The organism is Martelella sp. AD-3 (assembly GCF_001578105.1).
Taxonomy (GTDB): Bacteria; Pseudomonadota; Alphaproteobacteria; order Rhizobiales; family Rhizobiaceae; genus Martelella.
The window spans coordinates 4,272,433-4,292,223 of sequence record NZ_CP014275.1; the positions used below are offsets into that span (position 1 = coordinate 4,272,433).

General features: G+C 61.9%; 19 protein-coding genes. 9 read left to right on the forward strand and 10 right to left on the reverse strand.

The features are described 5' to 3' along the window. Positions 1-44 precede the first annotated feature (44 nt). Genes AZF01_RS19740 through AZF01_RS19755 form a run of 4 tightly spaced genes read left to right on the forward strand, consistent with a single transcriptional unit; the run spans position 45 to position 3,663 of the window. Positions 45-1,052, forward strand: a complete 1,008-nt coding sequence (locus AZF01_RS19740; RefSeq protein WP_024709708.1) for an ABC transporter permease subunit — start codon at positions 45-47, stop codon at positions 1,050-1,052. A 10-nt stretch (positions 1,053-1,062) separates the two neighbouring features. Next, positions 1,063-1,971, forward strand: coding sequence for an ABC transporter permease subunit (locus tag AZF01_RS19745; RefSeq protein WP_024709709.1), 909 nt, complete (start codon positions 1,063-1,065; stop codon positions 1,969-1,971). A 4-nt stretch (positions 1,972-1,975) separates the two neighbouring features. Then, entirely contained in the window at positions 1,976-2,821 is an 846-nt protein-coding gene (locus AZF01_RS19750; RefSeq protein ID WP_024709710.1) for an ABC transporter ATP-binding protein, read from the forward strand. Continuing rightward, the gene (locus tag AZF01_RS19755; protein ID WP_024709711.1) at positions 2,818-3,663 is read left to right on the forward strand and encodes an ABC transporter ATP-binding protein; all 846 of its coding nucleotides are present in this window, start codon (positions 2,818-2,820) and stop codon (positions 3,661-3,663) included. The genes AZF01_RS19750 and AZF01_RS19755 overlap by 4 nt, the downstream gene beginning before the upstream one ends. 66 nt (positions 3,664-3,729) lie before the next feature. On the opposite strand, the gene betA is transcribed toward AZF01_RS19755, so the two are convergent. The 4 genes from betA to betI all read right to left on the reverse strand — a co-directional run bounded on the left by betA (position 3,730) and on the right by betI (position 9,230). Beyond that, positions 3,730-5,394: a choline dehydrogenase gene (gene betA, locus AZF01_RS19760; RefSeq protein WP_024709712.1), complete on the reverse strand. Its 1,665-nt coding sequence runs from the start codon at positions 5,392-5,394 to the stop codon at positions 3,730-3,732. A 224-nt stretch (positions 5,395-5,618) separates the two neighbouring features. Next, entirely contained in the window at positions 5,619-7,082 is a 1,464-nt protein-coding gene (gene betB / locus AZF01_RS19765; protein WP_024709713.1) for a betaine-aldehyde dehydrogenase, read from the reverse strand. A 43-nt stretch (positions 7,083-7,125) separates the two neighbouring features. Continuing rightward, positions 7,126-8,643, reverse strand: coding sequence for a choline-sulfatase (betC, locus tag AZF01_RS19770; RefSeq protein ID WP_024709714.1), 1,518 nt, complete (start codon positions 8,641-8,643; stop codon positions 7,126-7,128). Next, a complete protein-coding gene (betI, locus tag AZF01_RS19775) occupies positions 8,640-9,230 on the reverse strand; it encodes a transcriptional regulator BetI (protein ID WP_024709715.1) in 591 nt (196 codons plus the stop codon). Before betI ends, betC begins: the two co-directional genes overlap by 4 nt. Before the next feature lie 193 nt (positions 9,231-9,423). On the opposite strand from betI, the gene choX reads away from it, so the two are divergent. From choX to choV, 3 genes are all read left to right on the forward strand, one after another. After that, complete coding sequence (gene choX / locus AZF01_RS19780; RefSeq protein WP_024709716.1) at positions 9,424-10,362, forward strand: choline ABC transporter substrate-binding protein; 939 nt, start codon at positions 9,424-9,426, stop codon at positions 10,360-10,362. Between the two features lie 145 nt (positions 10,363-10,507). Further along, positions 10,508-11,350 (forward strand): choline ABC transporter permease subunit, encoded by an 843-nt coding sequence (gene choW, locus AZF01_RS19785; protein WP_024709717.1) that lies wholly within the window; start codon positions 10,508-10,510, stop codon positions 11,348-11,350. Next, positions 11,343-12,377: a choline ABC transporter ATP-binding protein gene (gene choV / locus AZF01_RS19790; RefSeq protein ID WP_024709718.1), complete on the forward strand. Its 1,035-nt coding sequence runs from the start codon at positions 11,343-11,345 to the stop codon at positions 12,375-12,377. Before choW ends, choV begins: the two co-directional genes overlap by 8 nt. An 80-nt stretch (positions 12,378-12,457) precedes the next feature. On the opposite strand, the gene AZF01_RS19795 is transcribed toward choV, so the two are convergent. The 6 genes from AZF01_RS19795 to AZF01_RS19820 all read right to left on the reverse strand — a co-directional run bounded on the left by AZF01_RS19795 (position 12,458) and on the right by AZF01_RS19820 (position 16,703). Continuing rightward, the gene (locus AZF01_RS19795) at positions 12,458-13,450 is read right to left on the reverse strand and encodes a WavE lipopolysaccharide synthesis family protein (protein ID WP_024709719.1); all 993 of its coding nucleotides are present in this window, start codon (positions 13,448-13,450) and stop codon (positions 12,458-12,460) included. Positions 13,451-13,614: 164 nt separating this feature from the next. Further along, positions 13,615-13,947: a hypothetical protein gene (locus AZF01_RS19800; RefSeq protein WP_024709720.1), complete on the reverse strand. Its 333-nt coding sequence runs from the start codon at positions 13,945-13,947 to the stop codon at positions 13,615-13,617. Further along, positions 13,944-14,684, reverse strand: a complete 741-nt coding sequence (locus AZF01_RS19805) for a sugar phosphate nucleotidyltransferase (RefSeq protein ID WP_024709721.1) — start codon at positions 14,682-14,684, stop codon at positions 13,944-13,946. Before AZF01_RS19805 ends, AZF01_RS19800 begins: the two co-directional genes overlap by 4 nt. After that, positions 14,681-15,331, reverse strand: a complete 651-nt coding sequence (locus AZF01_RS19810; RefSeq protein ID WP_036238155.1) for an HAD family phosphatase — start codon at positions 15,329-15,331, stop codon at positions 14,681-14,683. The genes AZF01_RS19805 and AZF01_RS19810 overlap by 4 nt, the downstream gene beginning before the upstream one ends. Further along, entirely contained in the window at positions 15,331-15,960 is a 630-nt protein-coding gene (locus AZF01_RS19815; RefSeq protein WP_024709723.1) for a hypothetical protein, read from the reverse strand. Before AZF01_RS19815 ends, AZF01_RS19810 begins: the two co-directional genes overlap by 1 nt. Further along, positions 15,960-16,703, reverse strand: a complete 744-nt coding sequence (locus tag AZF01_RS19820) for a glycosyltransferase family 2 protein (RefSeq protein WP_024709724.1) — start codon at positions 16,701-16,703, stop codon at positions 15,960-15,962. Before AZF01_RS19820 ends, AZF01_RS19815 begins: the two co-directional genes overlap by 1 nt. 318 nt (positions 16,704-17,021) lie before the next feature. Between AZF01_RS19820 and AZF01_RS19825 the strand changes: the two genes are divergently transcribed. Beyond that, a complete protein-coding gene (locus AZF01_RS19825) occupies positions 17,022-18,023 on the forward strand; it encodes a Gfo/Idh/MocA family protein (RefSeq protein WP_024709725.1) in 1,002 nt (333 codons plus the stop codon). A gap of 3 nt (positions 18,024-18,026) precedes the next feature. Continuing rightward, positions 18,027-19,601 (forward strand): acyl CoA:acetate/3-ketoacid CoA transferase, encoded by a 1,575-nt coding sequence (locus AZF01_RS19830; RefSeq protein ID WP_024709726.1) that lies wholly within the window; start codon positions 18,027-18,029, stop codon positions 19,599-19,601. Positions 19,602-19,791 lie beyond the last annotated feature (190 nt).

The window sequence follows — 19,791 nt, forward strand, 5'->3', positions numbered from 1 at the left end:
CCGGTCCAACCCGGCCCCTTCGCAATCAAGGCGTAAGACGCATTATGCTCAGATTTCTCTTCAGCAAACTGCTGCTGATCGTCCCGACCTTTATCGGGATTACCATTGTTGCCTTCGGTTTCGTGCGCGTGCTGCCCGGCGATCCCGTCCTGCTTCTGGCCGGCGAACGCGGTATGGACCCGGACCGTTACCAGGCGCTTCTCCATCAGTTCGGCTATGACCGACCGATCGTCGTCCAGTATCTCGACTATGTCTGGGGACTGTTGCACGGCGATTTCGGCATCTCGATCTCGACCAAGCAGCCGGTGTTCCAGGAATTCCTGAACCTGTTTCCGGCGACCGCGGAGCTCGCCATCTGCGCCATGCTGCTGGCAATCATCATCGGCATTCCCGCCGGCATCCTGTCGGCCGTCAAGCGCGGCTCGGTCTTCGACCAGGCCACCATGGGCATCGCGCTCACCGGCTACTCCATGCCGATCTTCTGGTGGGGTCTGCTGCTGATCATCCTGTTTTCCGGCATTCTCGGCTGGACGCCGGTCTCCGGCCGGATTTCGCTGCTTTACTATTTCCCCTCCGTTACCGGCTTCATGACCATCGATTCGCTGCTGTCGGGCGAGAAGGGGGCCTTTGCCTCGGCGATCTCGCACCTGATCCTGCCGTCCATCGTGCTGGCCACCATTCCGCTCGCCGTCATCGCGCGGCAGACGCGATCGGCCATGCTGGAAGTGCTCGGCGAGGACTATGTGCGCACGGCGCGCGCCAAGGGGCTTTCAGCAAAGCGCGTCATCGGCGTTCATGCGCTCAGAAACGCGATGATCCCGGTCATCACCACCATCGGCCTGCAGATCGGCATGCTGATGGCCGGGGCGATCCTGACGGAAACGATCTTCTCCTGGCCGGGCATCGGCAAGTGGATGATCGATTCGATTTCCAGACGCGACTATCCGGTCGTCCAGGGCGGACTGGTGCTGATCGCCGCCCTCGTCATGTTCGTCAATCTCGTGGTCGATCTGCTTTACGGTCTGATCAACCCCCGTATCCGCCACCAGTAGGAGCTCAGCCATGTCGGACAGCACGCTGGGCCAGCCGGTCCAAAAACGAAATATCCGCCTGCAGATGCTTTCCGAGTTCTGGCACTATTTCAGCCAGAACAAGGGGGCCGTCGTCGGCCTTGTCATCATCATCCTTCTTGTGCTGGTGGCGATCTTCGCGCCCTTGCTCGCGCCGCATAATCCGATCGAGCAATATCGCGACATGTTCCTCACCCCGCCCTTCTGGCAGGAGGGCGGCACGCTTGAATTCCCGCTAGGAACCGACGCGGTCGGCCGCGATATCCTCTCTCGCCTCATCTATGGGTCGCGCTATTCGCTGGCGATCGGCATGATCGTCGTCTCGATCGCGCTTCTCCTTGGCATCACGCTCGGCCTTGTTGCCGGTTTCTTCCGGGGCTGGGTCGATGTGGCGATCATGCGCGTCATGGACGTGATCCTCGCCTTTCCGCCGCTGCTTCTGGCGCTGGTTCTGGTCGCCGTCCTCGGTCCCGGCCTGTTCAACGCCATGATCGCGATCGCGCTCGTGCTGCAGCCGCATTTTGCCCGTCTGACGCGCGCAGCGGTAATGGCCGAGGCGAAGCGCGAATATGTCGTCTCCGCCCGCGTTGCCGGCGCCCGCAATTTCCGGCTGATGTTCAAGACCATCCTGCCGAACTGCCTTGCGCCGTTGATCGTGCAGGCCACGCTTTCGTTCTCCAACGCCATTCTCGAGGCGGCAGCCCTTGGCTTTCTCGGCATGGGCGCCCAGCCGCCGACGCCGGAATGGGGCACGATGCTGGCCGAAGCGCGCGAGTTCATCCTGCGCGCCTGGTGGGTCGTCACCTTCCCCGGCCTCGCCATCCTGATCACCGTGCTGGCGATCAATCTCGTCGGCGATGGTCTGCGTGATGCGCTCGATCCCAAGCTGAAGCGGAGCTAGAGACATGGAACCGCTACTCGACGTTCAAAACCTTTCCGTCAGCTTCCCGACCGCAGCGGGCGAGACGACGGTGCTGCACAATGCCTCCTACCGCATCGATCGCGGCGAGGTGCTCGCCATTGTCGGCGAGAGCGGCTCCGGCAAGTCGGTCGCCATGCTCGCCGTGATGGGGCTCCTGCCGACAACGGCGCGGGTGACGGCCGACCGCATCGCCTTCGAGGGCCGCGACATCATCAACATGCCGGCAAAGGAGCGGCGCAAGATCATCGGACGCGACATTTCGATGATCTTCCAGGAGCCGGTTGCCAGCCTCAATCCGTGCTTCACCGCCGGCTTCCAGATCGAGGAAGTGCTGAAGCAGCACACGGACCTCGACAAGAAGGCCCGCCACAAACGCGCCGTCGAACTGCTGGAGGCCGTCGGCCTTCCCAACCCGGAAGACCGGCTGAAGGCCTATCCGCACCAGATGTCCGGCGGCCAGTGCCAGCGCATCATGATCGCGATCGCCATGGCCTGTTCGCCGAAGCTGCTGATTGCCGACGAGCCGACCACGGCGCTTGACGTGACGATCCAGAAGCAGATCCTCGAACTGCTCGGCCGCCTTCAGGCGGAAACCGGCATGGCGCTGATCATGATCACCCATGACATGGGCGTTGTCGCCGAGACCGCCGACCGGGTGGTGGTGCAGTATAAGGGCCGCAAGATGGAGGAGGCCGACGTGCTGTCGCTGTTTGAAAATCCGAAGCATGCCTATACCCGCGCGCTGCTGTCCGCACTGCCGGAAAACGCCACCGGCGACCGCCTACCGACCATCGACTATTCGGCCGATTTTACGGGAGAAACGCTGTGAGCGAGATCGTCGCAGAGGGAAAGAACATCGTCCGCGACTACATCGTGCCGGGCGGCATGTTCCACAAGGCCCGCACGGTTCGGGCGCTGAAGGGCGTCGACTTTTCCGTCGAGCGCGGCAAGACGCTGGCGCTCGTGGGGGAGTCGGGTTGCGGCAAGTCGACGCTCGCCCGCATCATCACCATGATCGATGCACAGACGGATGGCGATCTGACGATCGAAGGCCAGAAGGTCGATATTTCCGGTACGCGGCCGACGCCGGAACAGCGCCGCAAGGTGCAGATCGTGTTCCAGAACCCCTATGGCTCGCTCAATCCGCGCCAGAAGGTGGGCGACGTGCTGATGGAGCCGCTCTTGCTCAACACTGACTATTCGGCAACGGACAGGCGCGACAAGGCGCAGGATCTGTTGAAAAAGGTCGGTCTTGGCCCTGAGCATTTCGATCGCTACCCGCACATGTTTTCCGGTGGTCAGCGCCAGCGCATCGCCATTGCCCGGGCGCTGATCCTCAATCCGAGCCTTCTGGTGCTCGACGAGCCGGTTTCGGCACTCGATCTTTCCGTTCAGGCCCAGATTCTCAACCTGCTCGCCGACCTGCAGGACGAGTTCAACCTCACCTATATCTTCGTCAGCCACGATCTTTCCGTGGTGCGCTATATCTGCGACGAGATCATGGTGATGTATTTCGGCGAAGTCGTCGAACGCGGCTCGCGCGACCAGGTGTTCACCGATCCGCAGCACGAATATACGCAGACCCTGTTCAAGGCGACCCCGCGCGCCGATGTCGAAAGCATCCGCGCCCGCCTTGCCGCCAAACAGGCAAAGATGGCCGCCGGCAACTGAAGTTGCCGGCTGGAGCGTTTCCGGGCGGAAAACCGGTATCCACTTTATCCTGGAAACGCTGTTGCCTCAGCGGTCTGACGTTTCCCAGCGCGGATTGAGCCAGGGCGCGGCGTTTTCCGGCGCGAGCGGCTGGCGGCCCAGAATATGGTCGCTCGCCTTTTCGCCGACCATGATGGACGGCGCGTTGAGATTGCCGTTGGTGATGCGCGGAAACACCGAACTGTCGGCGACCCTCAAGCCCTCGACGCCGATCACCCGGCACTCCGGATCGACAACCGCCATCCTGTCATCGGCGCGGCCCATCTTCGCCGTGCCGCAGGGGTGATAGGCGCTTTCGGCGTGTTCGCGGATGAAGCCGTCGATCTCGTCATCGCTTTGAACGCCGCTGCCCGGCTGGATCTCCTTGCCGCGATAGGGGTCGAAGGCGGTCTGCGCGAAGATCTCGCGCGTGAGGCGCACGCAACGGCGGAAGTCCTCCCAATCCTGTTCGTGGCTCATATAGTTGAAGGCGATCTTTGGCGCGTCCTTTGGATCGGCGCTTTTCAGCGTCACCGCGCCGCGGGACGGCGAGCGCATCGGCCCGACATGGGCCTGGAAGCCGTGACCCTCGGCCGGCGCCGTGCCGTCATAGCGCACCGCCATCGGCAGGAAATGGTACTGGATATCCGGATAATCGACGCCGGCGCGCGAGCGCACGAAGGCGGCGCTTTCAAACTGGTTGGAAGCGCCGATGCCGTTCTTGAAGAACAGCCATTGCGCGCCGGCGAGCCCCTTGCCGAAGATGTTCCAGTGCTTGTAGAGCGTGATCGGCTGGGTGCTGGCCTGCTGGATATAGACTTCCAGATGGTCCTGCAGGTTCTTGCCAACGCCGGGCCGGTCGGCGACGAGCGGAATGCCGTTTTCGGCAAGCTCCGCCGCCGGGCCAATGCCGGAAAGAAGCAGTATTTTCGGCGTGTTGATCGAAGACGCCGCCAGGATGACCTCGCGACGCGCGCGGATGACCTCGATTCGGCCGCCGCGTTCGATTTCGACGCCGACGGCGCGGCCGTCCTCGATAACCACCTTGCGGGCGAAGCAGCGGATCAGATCAAGGTTTTGGCGCTTCAGCGCCGGCTTGAGGTAGGCATTGGCCGCCGACCAGCGTCTTCCCTTCCAGACCGTCTGCTCCATCGGCCCGAAGCCTTCCTGCTTCTCGCCGTTATAATCCCCGGTCGTTTCGAAGCCCGCCTGTTTTCCGGCCTCGACAAAGGCGTGGAACAGCGGGTTCCTGCGCGGGCCGCGCGTCACATGCAGCGGGCCGTCCTTGCCCCGCCAGGACGGATCGCCGCCATGGCCGCCCTCGTGCCAGTGCTCCATGCGCTTGAAATAGGGCAGCACGTCCGCGTAGCCCCAGCCGCTTGCACCCGCTTCGGCCCAGTGGTCGTAATCGCGGGCGTGTCCCCGAACATAGACCATGCCGTTGATCGAGGACGAGCCGCCGATCACCTTGCCGCGCGGGGTTGCCAGACGTCGGTTGCCGAGATGCGGCTCGGGCTCGGAGACAAAGCCCCAGTCATAGCGCTTCATGTTCATCGGGTATGAAAGGGCAGCAGGCATTTGAATGAAGGGGCCGATATCGGTCCCGCCGAATTCCAGCACCAGAACGGAGTGCCTGCCGTCTTCCGAAAGCCGCGCGGCCATGGCCGAGCCTGCGGAACCGGAACCAACAATGACAAAATCTGCTTCAGTCATGAGACTTTTTGAACCTTTTTGCGGCAGCGGGGCCGGATTTCCTGACGGAGCGGTTGGCTCCAACCGATCTCCCCCCTTGAGGGGGAGATGTCGCGAAAGCGACAGAGAGGGGTATCGGGCACAAGCCGCGAATATTCCCCTCTCGGATATGTTTCACCCCCCTCTGCCCCTGTCGGGGCATCTCCCCCTCAAGGGGGGAGATCAATATCGCGCCGATGCCCCCCTCAATACGGGCTGTCGACCTTGCCGAGCGCCACCTGCACGGTCTTTAGCTGCGAGTAGAATTCCATCGCCGCGCGGCCGTTTTCCCGGCCGAAACCCGATTGCTTGACGCCGCCGAAAGGGATTTCGACGGGTGTGAGATTATAGGTGTTGATCCAGCAGATGCCGGCTTCAAGCGCGCCCGCCACGCGGTGGCCGCGGGCAAGATCGCGGGTGAAGACGCCGGCGGCGAGGCCGAAGGGCGTATCGTTGGCGCGCGCAACCACCTCCTCTTCGGTGTCGAAGGCGAGCACGCTCATCACCGGCCCGAAGATTTCCTCGCGGGCGATGGTCATGTCATCGGTGACATCGGCAAAGACGGTGGGTTCGATATAGGCGCCCCTGGCGAAGGCCTCGCCTTCAGGAACGCCGCCGCCGGTCACAAGCCGTGCGCCCTCGCTTTTGCCCGCCTCGATATAGAACAGCACCTTGCGGCGCTGTTCCTCGGAAATCAGCGGGCCGAGATGGGTCTCGGGATCGAGCGGATCGCCGATGCGGATCGTCTTCGTGCGCTCCACAAGCCGGGAAAGAAACGCCTCCAGTATGGATTTCTGCACGAAGACCCGGGTGCCGTTGGAGCAGATCTGGCCGGTGGAATAGAAATTGCCGAGCATTGCGCCGCCGATCGCATCTTCGAGATCGGCATCCTCGAACACGACCATCGGCGATTTGCCGCCGAGCTCCATCGTGGCATGGCGCATGCCGGAGGCAGCCGCCGCATAGACCTTGCCGCCGGTCGGCACCGAACCGGTGAGCGATACCTTGGCGGTCTTTTCATGGGTGGAAAGGGCCGCCCCCACCTCGCCGAAGCCCTGCACCACGTTGAAAAGCCCCTTCGGCGCGCCGGCTTCGATGAAGATTTCAGCCAGTTTCAGCGCCGATAGCGGCGTCATTTCCGATGGCTTGAACACCATGGCATTGCCGCATGCAAGCGCGGGCGCCGCCTTCCAGGAGGCAATCTGGATCGGATAGTTCCACGCGCCGATGCCGACGCAGACGCCGAGCGGCTCGCGCCTGGTATAGGCAAAGCCTTCCGCAAGCGGCACGCTCTCGCCGGAAAGGCCGGCGGCCTGGGCCGAAAACCATTCGAGCGCATCCGCGCCGGAGGCGGCATCGGCCACCAGCGTTTCCTGAATGGCCTTGCCGGTATCAAGGGTTTCAAGCCTGGAGAGTTCGCCATTGCGTTCGCGCATCAGGTCGGACGCCCTTCGCAGCACGCGGGCGCGCTCGACCGGCAGCCACGCCGCCCATTCGCGCTGGGCGCGCTCGGCGGCCGCCATGGCGCGTTCGATGATCGCCGGCGTTGCGGCATGAAGCCTGGCGATCACCTCGCCGGTTGCCGGATTGATGCTGTCAAAGGCCCGGCCGTCGGCATCCTCGACATAGTCGCCGTCGATGAAATGGCTGGCTTGTGCATGCATGGTCATTCTCCGCTTGGTCCGGGTCGTTGGTCTGGAGGGCGAAAACGCCCTATTCGCCGCGCGGCCAGCGCTGGCTGGCTTCGAGGATGTTGAGATCCATATGGTTGCGCATGAAACGCTCGGAGGCGTCCTTCATCGGCTGATGGTCCCAGGGGTGATAGTCGCCCTGCCGCAGCGCCTCATAGACGATGTGGCGGCGCGCCTGGCTTTCCCGGATCTCGGCGTCATAGGCCGCCATGTCCCAGTATTCGCGCACCTTCGCCGCGAAACCGGCCGCCGTCTCGGCATGGGCGGGATCATCGGCCAGATTGGTCAATTCGTGCGGATCGGCCTCAAGGTCGAAGAGCTGCGGCGGATCCAGCTCGCAGTGATTATATTTGAACCGGCCCTCGCGGATCGAAACCAGCGGCGCTTCCGACGCCTCGGCCGCATATTCCATACGCACCGGCATTTTTCGCGTCTGCCCGGCGGCCACCGGGACAAGGCTTTCTCCGTCGGTCCATGGGGCGACGCTTGCCATGTCGACACCGGCGAGATCGGCGAGCGTCGCGGCGATATCAACGGTCGAGGCCGGCGTCCTGACGAGACCCGGTTCCATGCCCGGGGCGGAAATCATCAACGGCACACGCGACGAACCCTCGTAAAAGCTCATCTTGAACCAGAGGCCCCGTTCGCCCAGCATGTCGCCATGGTCGGAGAGAAAGACGATCACGGTGTCCTCGGCAAGCCCGACGCCGTCCAGCGCCTCGAGGATCTCGCCGATCTTGTCGTCGATATAGGAAACATTGGCGAAATAGGCGCGGCGCGCCCTGCGGATGTCCTCCTTGGAAATGTCGAAACTGCGAAAATCATTGGCATCGAAAATCCGCTTCGAATGGCCGTCCTGCGCTTCGTAGTCGATCGCGCCGACTTCGGGTTCCAGATGCTCGCAGTCTTCGTAAAGGTCCCAGTATTTCTTCCGGGCCACATAGGGATCGTGCGGATGGGTGAAGGAGACGGTCAGCATGAAGGGCCGGTCATCCTTGCGGCGACCGAGATCATAGACCTTGCGCACCGCCTCATAGGCGACCTCGTCATCATATTCGAGCTGGTTGGTGATCTCGCCCACGCCCGCGCCGGTGACCGAGCCCATATTGTGATACCACCAGTCGATCCGCTCGCCGGGCTTGCCGTAATCCGGCGTCCAGCCGTAATCGGCCGGGTAGACATCGGTTGTCAGCCGCTCCTCGAAGCCGTGAAGCTGGTCGGGACCGACGAAATGCATCTTTCCGGCAAGCGATGTCTGGTAGCCGGCACGGCGCAGGTGATGGGCATAGGTCGGGATGTCGGGCGAGAATTCCGCCGCATTGTCATAGACGCGGGTGCGGCGCGGCAACTGCCCGCTCATGAAGGAGGCGCGCGCCGGCGCGCAGAGCGGAGAGCCGGTATAGGCGTTCTGAAACCGCGTCGAACGCGCGGCAAGCTTCTTCAGATTCGGCGTGTGCAGGAAGTCGGCAGGGCCATCGGGGAACAGGGTTCCGGCGAGCTGATCGACCATCAGAACGAGAATGTTCGGCCGCGCGGTCATTTGGACATCTCCTTGGCAAGCGTGAGTTCGAGATATTCCCTGGTCATTTCGATAGCGCCCCTGCGCGTGGTGCTGAAATCCTTCAGCGCCGCGCGCAGATAAAACCCGTCGATCATGGAGCCGAGGCCGGCGGCAATGCGGTTCGCCGCCGCGCGGCCGACGCGCAGTCTGAGCGCGAAGACGAGATTGGAACGCAGACGCGCCTCATAGATCGACAGAAGCCGGCTGGCATCGCCCTTGCGCTGGGCCTGCACATAGAAGGCAAGCCAGGCGGCAACGACGGCGGGGTCGAACTGGTCGGGACCGAAACTCGCCTCGATGATGGCGACAAGCCTCTCCTCCGGCGTATGGGCGCTTTTGTAGCGGGCCTTGACCGAGGCCCCGAACTCATCAAGGATGCGCCGCATGGCCGCGAACAATATCTTGTCCTTGGAGCCGAAATAATGATGCGCGAGCGCAGGCGAGACGCCCGCCCGCTTCGCGATCTTCGCGACCGTGACCTCGACCATGCCGACTTCGCCGACTTCCTCGATCGCGGCCCTGACAAGGGCATCGCGTCGGATCGTTTCCATTCCGGTTTTCGGCATCGGCTCAACCCGCTGAAAAAATGCTCAGAGACGTTTGGTGGCGAAGAAATATGCAACTTTGCCTGCTTCGCCGTTTACAGGAATTAACATATGTTATATTGATTGACTGATCAATCAAAGAAGCCAACAGTTTTTCGCCGCGCCGGCCAAGGCGCTATGGCAATCTTGCAACGGACCCGAAAGGAACGCTGACATGTCTGATAACTTCCGAATGATCCTCGCCGCTCTTGCCGCCGCGACAACCCTTTCCGCCGGCGCCGCATCAGCCCAGGAAACGGCCTGCGACAGCGTAAGCTTCTCCGATGTCGGCTGGACGGACATCACCACCACGACCGCGACGGCGAAGCACCTGCTCGAAGGTCTTGGCTACAAGGTCGACGTCAAGGTCCTGTCCGTTCCGGTCACCTTCGCCTCGCTGAAGAGCGACGATGTCGACGTGTTCCTCGGCAACTGGATGCCGGCCCAGACCAGCGCCATTACCCCCTATATCGACGAGGGCGAGATCGACGTCGTCGCCACCAATCTGGAAGGCACCAAATACACGCTCGCCGTGCCGACCTACACCTACGACAAGGGCCTGACGACCTATGCCGACATCGCCAAGTTCGGCGACGAGCTCGACCACAAGATCTACGGCATCGAGCCGGGCAATGAGGGCAATGCCTATCTCGTCTCTCTGATCGACGAGAACAAGTTCGGCCTGAAGGATTTCGAGGTTGTCGAAAGCTCCGAGCAGGGCATGCTCGCCATGGTCGGCCGCAAGTACCGCCAGGAACAGCCGATCGTCTTCCTCGGCTGGGAGCCGCATCCGATGAACGCCACCTACTCGCTGAAATACCTGACCGGCGGCGAGGATTTCTTCGGCGGCGAAGGCATTGTCCGCACCGTGACGCGCAAGGGCTTCGCCGAGGAATGCCCAAATGTCGGTAAGCTTCTGGAAAACCTGAAATTCTCGCTGGCAATGGAAAACGAGATCATGGGCAAGATCCTCAATGACGGCGAGAACGAGGGCGACGCCACGGCCGACTGGCTCAAGGCCAATCCGGATGTCCTCGACGCCTGGCTGGACGGCGTGACGACAACCGCCGGCGAGCCGGGTCTGCCGGCTGTCAAGGCCTCGCTCGGCCTCTAAGGCATAAAGGGCCCGGAACGGCGACAGGCTTTTCCGGGCCTTTCCTTATCATCTTCATCAATGATGCGATCCGTCGCCCGGCAAAGGCGGCGGTGCGGCCATGGTCAAGACCGTGGCCATTGGGGGACAAAAAAGGAGCAACCTCTTGCACTGGCTGACAGACTACAAGATCCCGCTCGGGCGCTTCGCCCAGGACATCTTCGACTGGCTGCAGATCCATGGCGGCTGGTTTTTCGATGGCCTCGCCGACATCATGGGCTGGCTCATCGACCGGCTTCTGTGGCTCTTGCAGGCGCCCGGGCCGATCGTCGTCGCCATTGTCGTCACCGCCTTTGCCTATTGGCTGCAGCGCAACTGGAAGGTTTCGCTGTTTGTCTTCCTCGGCTTCCTGTTCATCATCAACCAGGGCTACTGGGAGGAGACCACGGAAAGCCTTGCGCTGGTCATCTCCTCCTGCATCATCTGCATGGCGATCGGCGTGCCGATCGGCATCTTCACCGCCCACCGGCCTCGTTTTTATCAGGTGCTGCAACCCGTTCTCGACCTGATGCAGACGCTGCCGCCCTTCGTCTATCTCATTCCGGCGATCATCTTTTTCGGCATCGGCATGGTGCCTGGCCTGCTGGCGACCGTCATCTTCGTCATCCCCGCCTCCATCCGGCTGACCCATCTTGGCGTCTCCTCGGTTCCGAAGCCGCTGCTTGAGGCGGCGGACGCCTTCGGCGGCACGCCCTGGCAGAAACTGACCAAGGTCGAGCTCCACCATGCGCTGCCGCAGATCATGGCGGGTCTCAACCAGACCATCATGCTGTCGCTCTCCATGGTGGTTGTCGCGGCCCTTGTCGGCGCAGACGGTCTCGGCGTGCCGGTGGTGCGCGCGCTCAACCAGGTCAATCCCGCGCTCGGTTTCGAAAGCGGCTTCGTCATCGTCGTCGTCGCCATCATTCTTGACCGGGTTCTGAAGATCGGAGGACGCAACAATGGCTGATGCGGTCGTCTTTGAAGATGTGAATATCGTGTTCGGCGACAAGCCGGAAAGCGCCCTGCCCCTGATGGATGCCGGCAAGGACCGCACCGAAGTGCAGCAGGAGACCGGCCAGGTCCTCGGCGTCCACAATTGCTCGCTCACCGTCGGGGAAGGTGAGCTTCTGGTGCTGATGGGGCTTTCGGGCTCGGGAAAGTCAACCCTGCTCAGGGCCGTCAATCGCCTCAACCCGGTCTGCCGCGGCCGCGTTCTGGTCAATGACGGCACGCAGATGACCGACGTGACCTCGGCCGACAACAAGACGCTGCGCCATATCCGGCTGTCACGGGTCTCCATGGTGTTCCAGCAGTTCGGCCTCTTGCCCTGGCGCAATGTGCGCGACAATGTCGCCCTCGGCCTCGAATTTGCGGGCCTGAGCAAGAAGGAGCGGCTGGACAAGGCCGAGACCCAGCTTGAGCTCGTCGGGCTGAAGGACTGGGGCGACAAGCTCGTCAGCGAGCTTTCCGGCGGCATGCAACAGCGCGTCGGCCTTGCTCGCGCCTTTGCCACCGAAGCGCCGATCCTGCTGATGGACGAGCCGTTCTCGGCGCTCGACCCGCTGATCCGCACCCGTCTGCAGGACGAGCTGATCGAATTGCAGCGCAATCTGAAGCGGACCATCATCTTCGTCAGCCATGACCTCGACGAGGCCTTCAAGATCGGCGACCGGATCGCGATCATGGAGGGCGGACGCATCGTCCAGTGCGGCACGCCGTCGGAAATCGTGCGCCAGCCGGCCGACGCCTATGTCGCGGATTTCGTCGCCAATGTGAACCCGCTCGGCGTGCTGCGGGCCGCCGATGTGATGAGCGACGATCAAGCCCCGGACGGCGCGCATCCCATCAACATCAATACCAAGCTGGCCGATATGATGGATGCGCTCGGCAAGGGCGCGACCCTGAGCGTGGTTGACGGCGACGGCAGGACCGTCGGCAGCGTCCGCCCCTCCAATGTCGTGACCGCGCTCAATCCGGCTATTCCGCTTGGATAAAGTTCTGGTAGCTGTCTGTTCAGACAGGAAAAAGGCGCTCCTTGGGGGCGCCTTTTGTCAGTGTGTGAAGATCACCGCGGTCACCGCGGCATCAGGAAGAATTCCAGCACGCCGGTGCGGATCGCGCGGCGCTTGACCTTGCTCTTGAAGGGAAGGGAAATCATGTTGCCGATGAGACGACAGACCTTGTAGGGCCGATAGTAGCGATCGATCTTTTCGCGCTCGCTGTCATGTTCGGGCACGACCGCCGTCGGGTCGACATGCTTCTTGTAGAGCCCGATCCACTCATTATGCGTGTAGCAGGTCCTGAACGAATTGGGGTGGACCTTCATGAAAAAGGTCGGCTTTGACGGCTCGAGGTTGAACTGGTCGAAGGACAGGAACACGAAATTGGAGGCGAAGTATTTCTCCGTCGCCTCCACGGAAGCCTCATTGCCGTCGTTATAATGGGCGCATGGCACGTCGCGACCGGCCTTGCGAAGAGCGTTGACGAAGATATGCTGCTCGGGCGTGTAACGGTTGTAGCGCTTGCTGCCCGTATCCCAGAGCGCCTCCTCCTCTGTCATCAGCGGCACGTCGTAGAGCTTTCTGATGTCTTCGGTCAGACCGAAGAAGGCAAGGTCGGACGGGTGAAAGGGAAAACGCAGCCGTGAGCGCGGATTGCGCGAGAAATAACTGCAGGCGAGAAGCTTGTGCGAAAAAAGCGCATAGGCCTCGTCCCGCCTGGGAAAGGCGTCGAAGAACTGCAGGAAGTCATTGCCGGTCAACCGGAAGTCCGTGCGTATGCGGAAGCAGTAGGGCGTCTCGACCCGCTCCAGGCCGGCGCGGTTGCCGACAATCTGCCGGTTGACATTGTTGGCCTTCTCGCCCGGCTGGTCGGAATAATAGAAGAAGCCGGGGTCGTCGCAGAGCACCAGGTCGTCAAAATCAAGCCCGTCGACATCGGCTTTCTTCCACGTCGACAGAATGACCTTTGACCCCGGAAAATAGCGCCTGACGGCAGCAAAGCTGTCGCGGACAAGCGGCTTGTCGACGACGCCCTGAAACAGAAATGTGATCTCTTTTGTGTCCATCACCGAATGACCTGTGTGCCTGCCAAACGCGCGCGCCCCCAAACCCGTTCCCCGTCTGCGACACTTGCCTCCTTCACATGCAATATGCGCCTCCCAAATGGGACATGTCGAGCAGGTTCTTCATTGCCTGCGACCCCGCCCGCGCGCCCCGCACGCTCGGCTGCTCAAGGAGCGCCGCCTGGATACTTGTCATCGCTGGCGCCGGGAAGCTTCACAACCACGTTGACGGTTCCGTCCTCAAGGCAGGCGAAGTCGGTTGCCTCGCCCGGCTCCATCACGACGATATCGCCGGCGCCGTATTCAACGCCGTTCATGGCGACGCGGCCGGCGATGATGACCGTATATTCCGTGGCAACCTTGTGGTGGTGCAACGCCTCGCTGTCGCCGCGCCGATAGCGCTTGACGGCAACCTCGACGTCTTCGGTCCGGCACAGGCTCGGCTCGAAATCGCCGATAAACCAGCCCTTGACCATGTCTTCCAGCTTCGCCGTCCTCAATGCAGAAACGCCTCCCTGTGCTCATGCAGCTGCGAAATGTACTGGGCGAGCTGCATCTCCGTCTTCACCGGATGGAACTGGTCGTTATCGATGAACTCGATCGCAACCTTCTTGTGGCGCAGCACCATTTCGTTGATGGTCTGGCTGATGAAAAAGGCATCCTTGATCTTCCGGTCCTTGCGCACCACGCTCTGGGCGCAGAGCACGAAATCGCTGCCCCTGCGGAAATAATAGAAGCTCGCAAGCGCATGCTTGCTGATCGGCCGCTTTTCGGCAACCTCGCAGACGAAGCCGTCATCGTCCAGAAGCGCGAAGGAATAGCGCGGGTGGACCGAACGGAAGGAGACGACGCCGGCATCCGCCTTCCTGTCGCGAAATGCCTTGACGATCGCGGTAAGGTCCGCATCGATCAGTTCGTCCACGGCGACGAGAATGATCTCCTCGTCCTTGTCGATTTGCTCGGCGGCCAAGAGCGCCGTGCACACCGAGCCGGCGGTGGGGCCGGACACCTCGACGCATGCGCCGTTCTCCGCGCTCTGCGCGATCACATCATCGACATTGAACTCGTGAATATCGGAACTTCTGACGCAAAAGATGATCGCGCTCGGCTCAAGCGTCTGCAAGGCCGCGATCTGGCGTTCGAGAATGAGTTCCTCGTTGAACTCGGTCATGTAGAGCGGATAGCGCTCGCCCTTGATGTCGAGGTTTTCGCCACCCATCAGAACCACGATCTTCATGCTGCTGACCCCACGGATTTGCCGGCCGCCTCGATCTCGGCGATACGCTGCTTGAGGCCCTTGTAGTTGACCTCGTCAACGTCCTTGACCGCCATCACATGGGCGCCGGAGGCTTCCGCCGCCTTCAGCCCGTTGGGGTTGTCCTCGACGATGAGACATTCCTTCGGATGGAGCTTCAGCATTTCTATCGCCTTCAGATAGATTTCCGGATCGGGCTTAGACCGCTTCACATCCTGGTTGGAAAGCATGAAGTCGAGATAGGGCGTCAGGCTCGCCTTCTGCATCATCTGCTCAACGGTATCGCGCATCGAATTGGAGGCGACGGCGAGCCGGTAGCCCTCCAGCTTGAGCCGCGAAAGCGCGTATTCGTGATCGAAGCGCGGACGGCAGCGCTCGACGATGATTTCGAGCGTGTAACGCTGCTTCATCTCGTTGATGAAGCCATGCAGATAGGTCGGCAGGTTCTTGTCGATGGACAGGCGCTGCAGCTTCACCTTGGTCGGCAGCCCGTCATAGACGGTGGCGTGCTCGTGGCGCTCGATCGTGTAGCCGAACAGGCCGAGCGCCCGGTTGAGCGCGTCATAATGCCATTCCTTGGCCTCGATCAGCACCCCGTCCATATCGAAAATGACTGCCTTTATCGCCATTATCGTGCCTCCTCGAACGCGTCCTTCGCCTTTTCCGGCATGTCGGTGCACAAAAGAAGCGCTTCGCTATTGAGAGATTGGGCCGATTTTAAGATCGGCCACTGAATGCCGACGTCGCGCCGGTGCAGGTCGGCGGATACGACGCAGACGCGCTTTTTCTGCGCAATCAGCGCGTCGATCAGGCCGGGACCGAACCAGTCGGAACGGAAGCAATCGAGCCAGACGCCATGGCTGGCTTCCAGAAGCGGCGGATGCGGCTGCAGGTCGGAAAGGCCGGTAAAGACCGTCAACCCGTCTTCGATCTGGCGCACAAGATCCGGCAGCGACATGTCGAAAACGAAGTAGTTGCTGTGGCCGTAATCCTCGAGGATGGCCTTGATCTCCGCGCCCAGCCCGTCGGCCTTAATGTTCAGCGCCAGGGTCAGGTTGCGCCCGTCCATGATCTCGAGAAACGCTGAAAACGGCATTTCGCCGCCCTGCGCCATGTCATGGGCGATGACGATCTCGCCGTTGTGATCCCTCAGATCGGTCTCCGTGCCGAAGCCGCGGTCGAAGGAACGGCGAAAGGCCGTCTCGGTGTTCTTTTCCGCGGCCGTCTCCCACAGGCCGCGATGGGACAGAATCTCCACTATTTCACCCTTTCGGAAACCGGATGTTTCAGAAAGAAATCGAGATCTCCCGGTATGCCCAGCCCGTACATGCCGTCATACTCCTTCCCGATGGAATAGTGCCCGATCTTCAGGCCGTCGCGAATCAGATAATTGTAGACCGGACAGATATAAAACTCTCCGTTGATCCGCACATTGTCCTCTATCATTTTTTTCGACGCGCGCACCAGATCGCGGCCTTTTCTAAAATTGAAGATGCCGACGGCGGCATTGTCGGAGATCACCCTCTTTTCGGCGGTTTCGACAACGCGTCCCTCGTCCTCGCGCACGAAGGACCATTTCGGATCGTCGGCCTTCATGGTCATGATCAGGCCGTCATAGCGGCCATCCTCCATGAATCCGAGATAGGCGTCGATGTCGGCATCGATATACTGATCGGAATTGACCGTCATCACCGGCTCGTCGGTGTCGATCAGTTCCTCGGCCAGAAGCACAGTGGAGGCCTGCCCCTCGGTGACGCGATCGATGCCGATGATCTCGACATGTTCGGCCAACCCCTTGAGTTTTTCCTCAAGCCCATAGTCCCGGATATGGCCATTCTGGCAGATGAAGATGAAGCGATGGGCCACGGAGGGGGTGAGGTTTTCGACCACGACCTGGATCATCGGCTTGCCGTGCACCGGGATCAACGGCTTGGGATCCGTGTAGCCGGCATCGGCAAACCGGCTTCCCCGGCCGGCCATCGGAACAACTATATTCAGCACGTCAACTCGCTTCCCGTCTCCATAGCCTCGGATCTCCCGCTTCGGGCCTTGCCATCATAGCAGACTTATCCGCCCTGCCTTTTCAACATTGTTTACAAGTCTTTTCAAAGTCCAAGACCCTTTGGCCTGCCTAAGCCCCCGGCAGCCGACACTTTTACGTGGTAGCCGAAGCCTTCCCTGCCGACAACATGACACCGCGGCAAAGGCGGACTTTTTCCGCCAAGACCGGAAATTATCAACCGGCCGATTGACGAACGGCGGATCATCCCCTAAACATCAGATCAGAATTTTGAACGTACCAAATCGGGAGGAGATGGTATGAAATGGGGTCTCATCGGCGCCAGCACGATCGCGTCAGAGCACATGATCGGCGCAATCCGGGCGCAGTCGGGCCACACGGTCGAGGCGGTCTTGTCCTCAAACGCCGCGCGCGGTCAGGATTTTGCGACCCGCAACGGCATCCCGCATGCCTTTTCCGATCTCGAGGCGCTTCTGGAACACCCCGGGATCTCCGCGGTCTACATCTCCACCACCAACGAGAAGCACGTATCGCAAGCCATGGCCGCCTTTGCCGCCGGCAAGCATGTGCTGTGCGAAAAGCCGCTGGCGCTCAGTGTCGATGACGCAGCGATGATGGTCGAGGCAGCGAAAGGCGCTGGCCTCGTGTTTGCCACCAATCATCATCTGCGCTGCTCCGGCGCTCATCTTGCCATTCGCCAGATGATTGCACGGGGCCGCCTCGGCCGCGTCCTGTCGATGCGGGTGTTCCATGCCGTCAGCCTGCCGGAGCATCTGCGCGGCTGGCGCATCGACAACGCGGCGGCGGGCGGCGGCGTCATCGCAGACATCACCGTCCATGACGCGGATACGGTGCGCTTTCACCTCGGCGAAGACCCGAAGACCGTTGTCGCCCAGGCAGTCTCCTCCGGCCTCGGCCGGGGCGTGGAAGACAGCGTCATGTCGGTCTGGACCATGCCTTCGGGCATCATGGTGCAGAGCCATGAAAGCTTCACCCACCCCTATGCCGGTTCCGGCATCGAGATTCACGGCACGGAGGGTTCGCTTTTTGCCCAGGGCGTCATGACCCAGCGACCGACCGGCACGGTCACGATGACCGACAGGGACGGCGCGCTCCAGCTCAACTACGATCGCCATGACCTCTACAGTTACGGCCTGAAGGCCTTCAGCCAGGCCATCGCCGGTCGCGGCCGGCCCGCCGCCGACGGCGTCGACGGGCTGAAATCGCTCGCGGTTGCGCTGGCCGTTGCCCGATCGGCGCGCGAGGGTCGGGCCGTCGATGTGGACTACAAAGGATATTGAGTGATGAAGAGCAAGGTCGTCAGCGCGGAAGCCGCCGTCAGCCGGATCGCAGACAATGCCGTGGTTTCGGTCTCGTCTTCCTCCGGTCTCGGTTGCCCGGACAAGGTGCTGGAAGCGCTCGGCGCGCGTTTCGAGGCAACCGGCCGTCCCCGGCGGCTCACCACGCTGCACCCGATTGCCGCCGGCGACATGTACGGCATCAAGGGCATAGACCATATCGCACGCGACGGTCTCCTGGACCGGGTGATCGCCGGCTCCTATCCGAGCGGCGCCTCATCGCTGCCGATGCCCGAAATCTGGAAGATGATCGTCGAAAACCGGGTCGCGGCCTATAACGTGCCCTCCGGCGTCCTGTTCGACATGCACCGCGATGTGGCGGCAAAGCGCCCGGGCGTGCTCACCCAGGTCGGCATCGACACATTTGTTGACCCTGAACGCCAGGGCTGCGCCATGAACGAGAAGGCTGAGGCGGCCCCGATCGTCAAGCGCGTCGATTTTGCCGGCGACACCTGGCTGCATTTCGACAATTTCGCCCCGGACGTGACGATCCTCAGGGCGACGACGGCCGATGAGCACGGGAATCTTACCTATGAGCACGAGGGCGCCTATCTCGGCGGTCTCGACCAGGCGATCGCCGCGCGCAACAATCGCGGCCTCGTCATCGCCCAGGTCAAGCGGGTGACGGCCGCCGGTTCGCTGCGCCCGCATGATGTGCGCGTTCCCGGGCATCTGGTGGATTGCATCGTGGTCGATCCCGGCCAGTATCAGACCACCGAAACGCTTTACGATCCGGCGATTTCCGGCGAGATCATTCATCCGCTGGCCGATTTCGAGCTTGCCGAATACGGCGTCGAAAAAGTGATCGCGCGCCGCGCCGCGATGGAGCTTGCATCCGGCCAGGCCGCCAATCTCGGCTTTGGAATCTGCGCGCTGGTGCCGCGCATCCTGCTGGAGGAAGGCCATGCGGGCGATGTCACATGGGCAATCGAGCAGGGCGCTGTCGGCGGCATGCCGCTGACCGGCTTCGCCTTCGGCTGCGCGTCGAACGCCGACGCCTTCATGCCCTCGCCCAACCAGTTCACTTACTTTCAGGGCGGCGGCTTCGACGTTACCTTCCTGTCCTTCCTCGAGGTGGACCGCAAGGGCAATGTCAATGTCTCCAAGCTCGGCAAGAAGCCTTATCTGACGGCCGGCTGCGGCGGCTTCGTCGACATCACGGCCAATGCCCGCAAGATCGTCTTCGCCGGCCTTTTCGAGGCGGCGGCCGGCCTCAACCTGACGAGCGAGGGCCTGTTCGTCGAAAAGCCGGGCAAGTTTTCAAAGATGGTCGAGGCCGTGGAACACGTCACCTTCTCGGGCGAACGCGCCCGGGAGAACGGCCAGGACGTGCTCTATGTCACCGAACGCTGCGTCATGCGCATCGGCGACAACGGCCTTGTCGCCACCGAGATCATGCCGGGCATCGATCCCGAACGCGATATCATCGCCGCCTCCGGCGGACGGGTCTCCGTCGCCGAGAATGCAACCGGCATGCCGCTGTCGCTGCTGTCCGAACGGAAGATGGGGCTCAAGATATGATTGCAGGCCACGTCGCATATTCTGCCGTCACCCCTGCCCCAACAATCTCCCCCCTTGAGGGGGAGATGCCCCGACAGGGGCAGAGGGGGGTGAATTCTCTCCGCCCGTTCGGAGCAAGCGGCTCTGCCTCATACCCCCCTCTGTCGCTTTCGCGACATCTCCCCCTCAAGGGGGGAGATCGGTGGGCGGG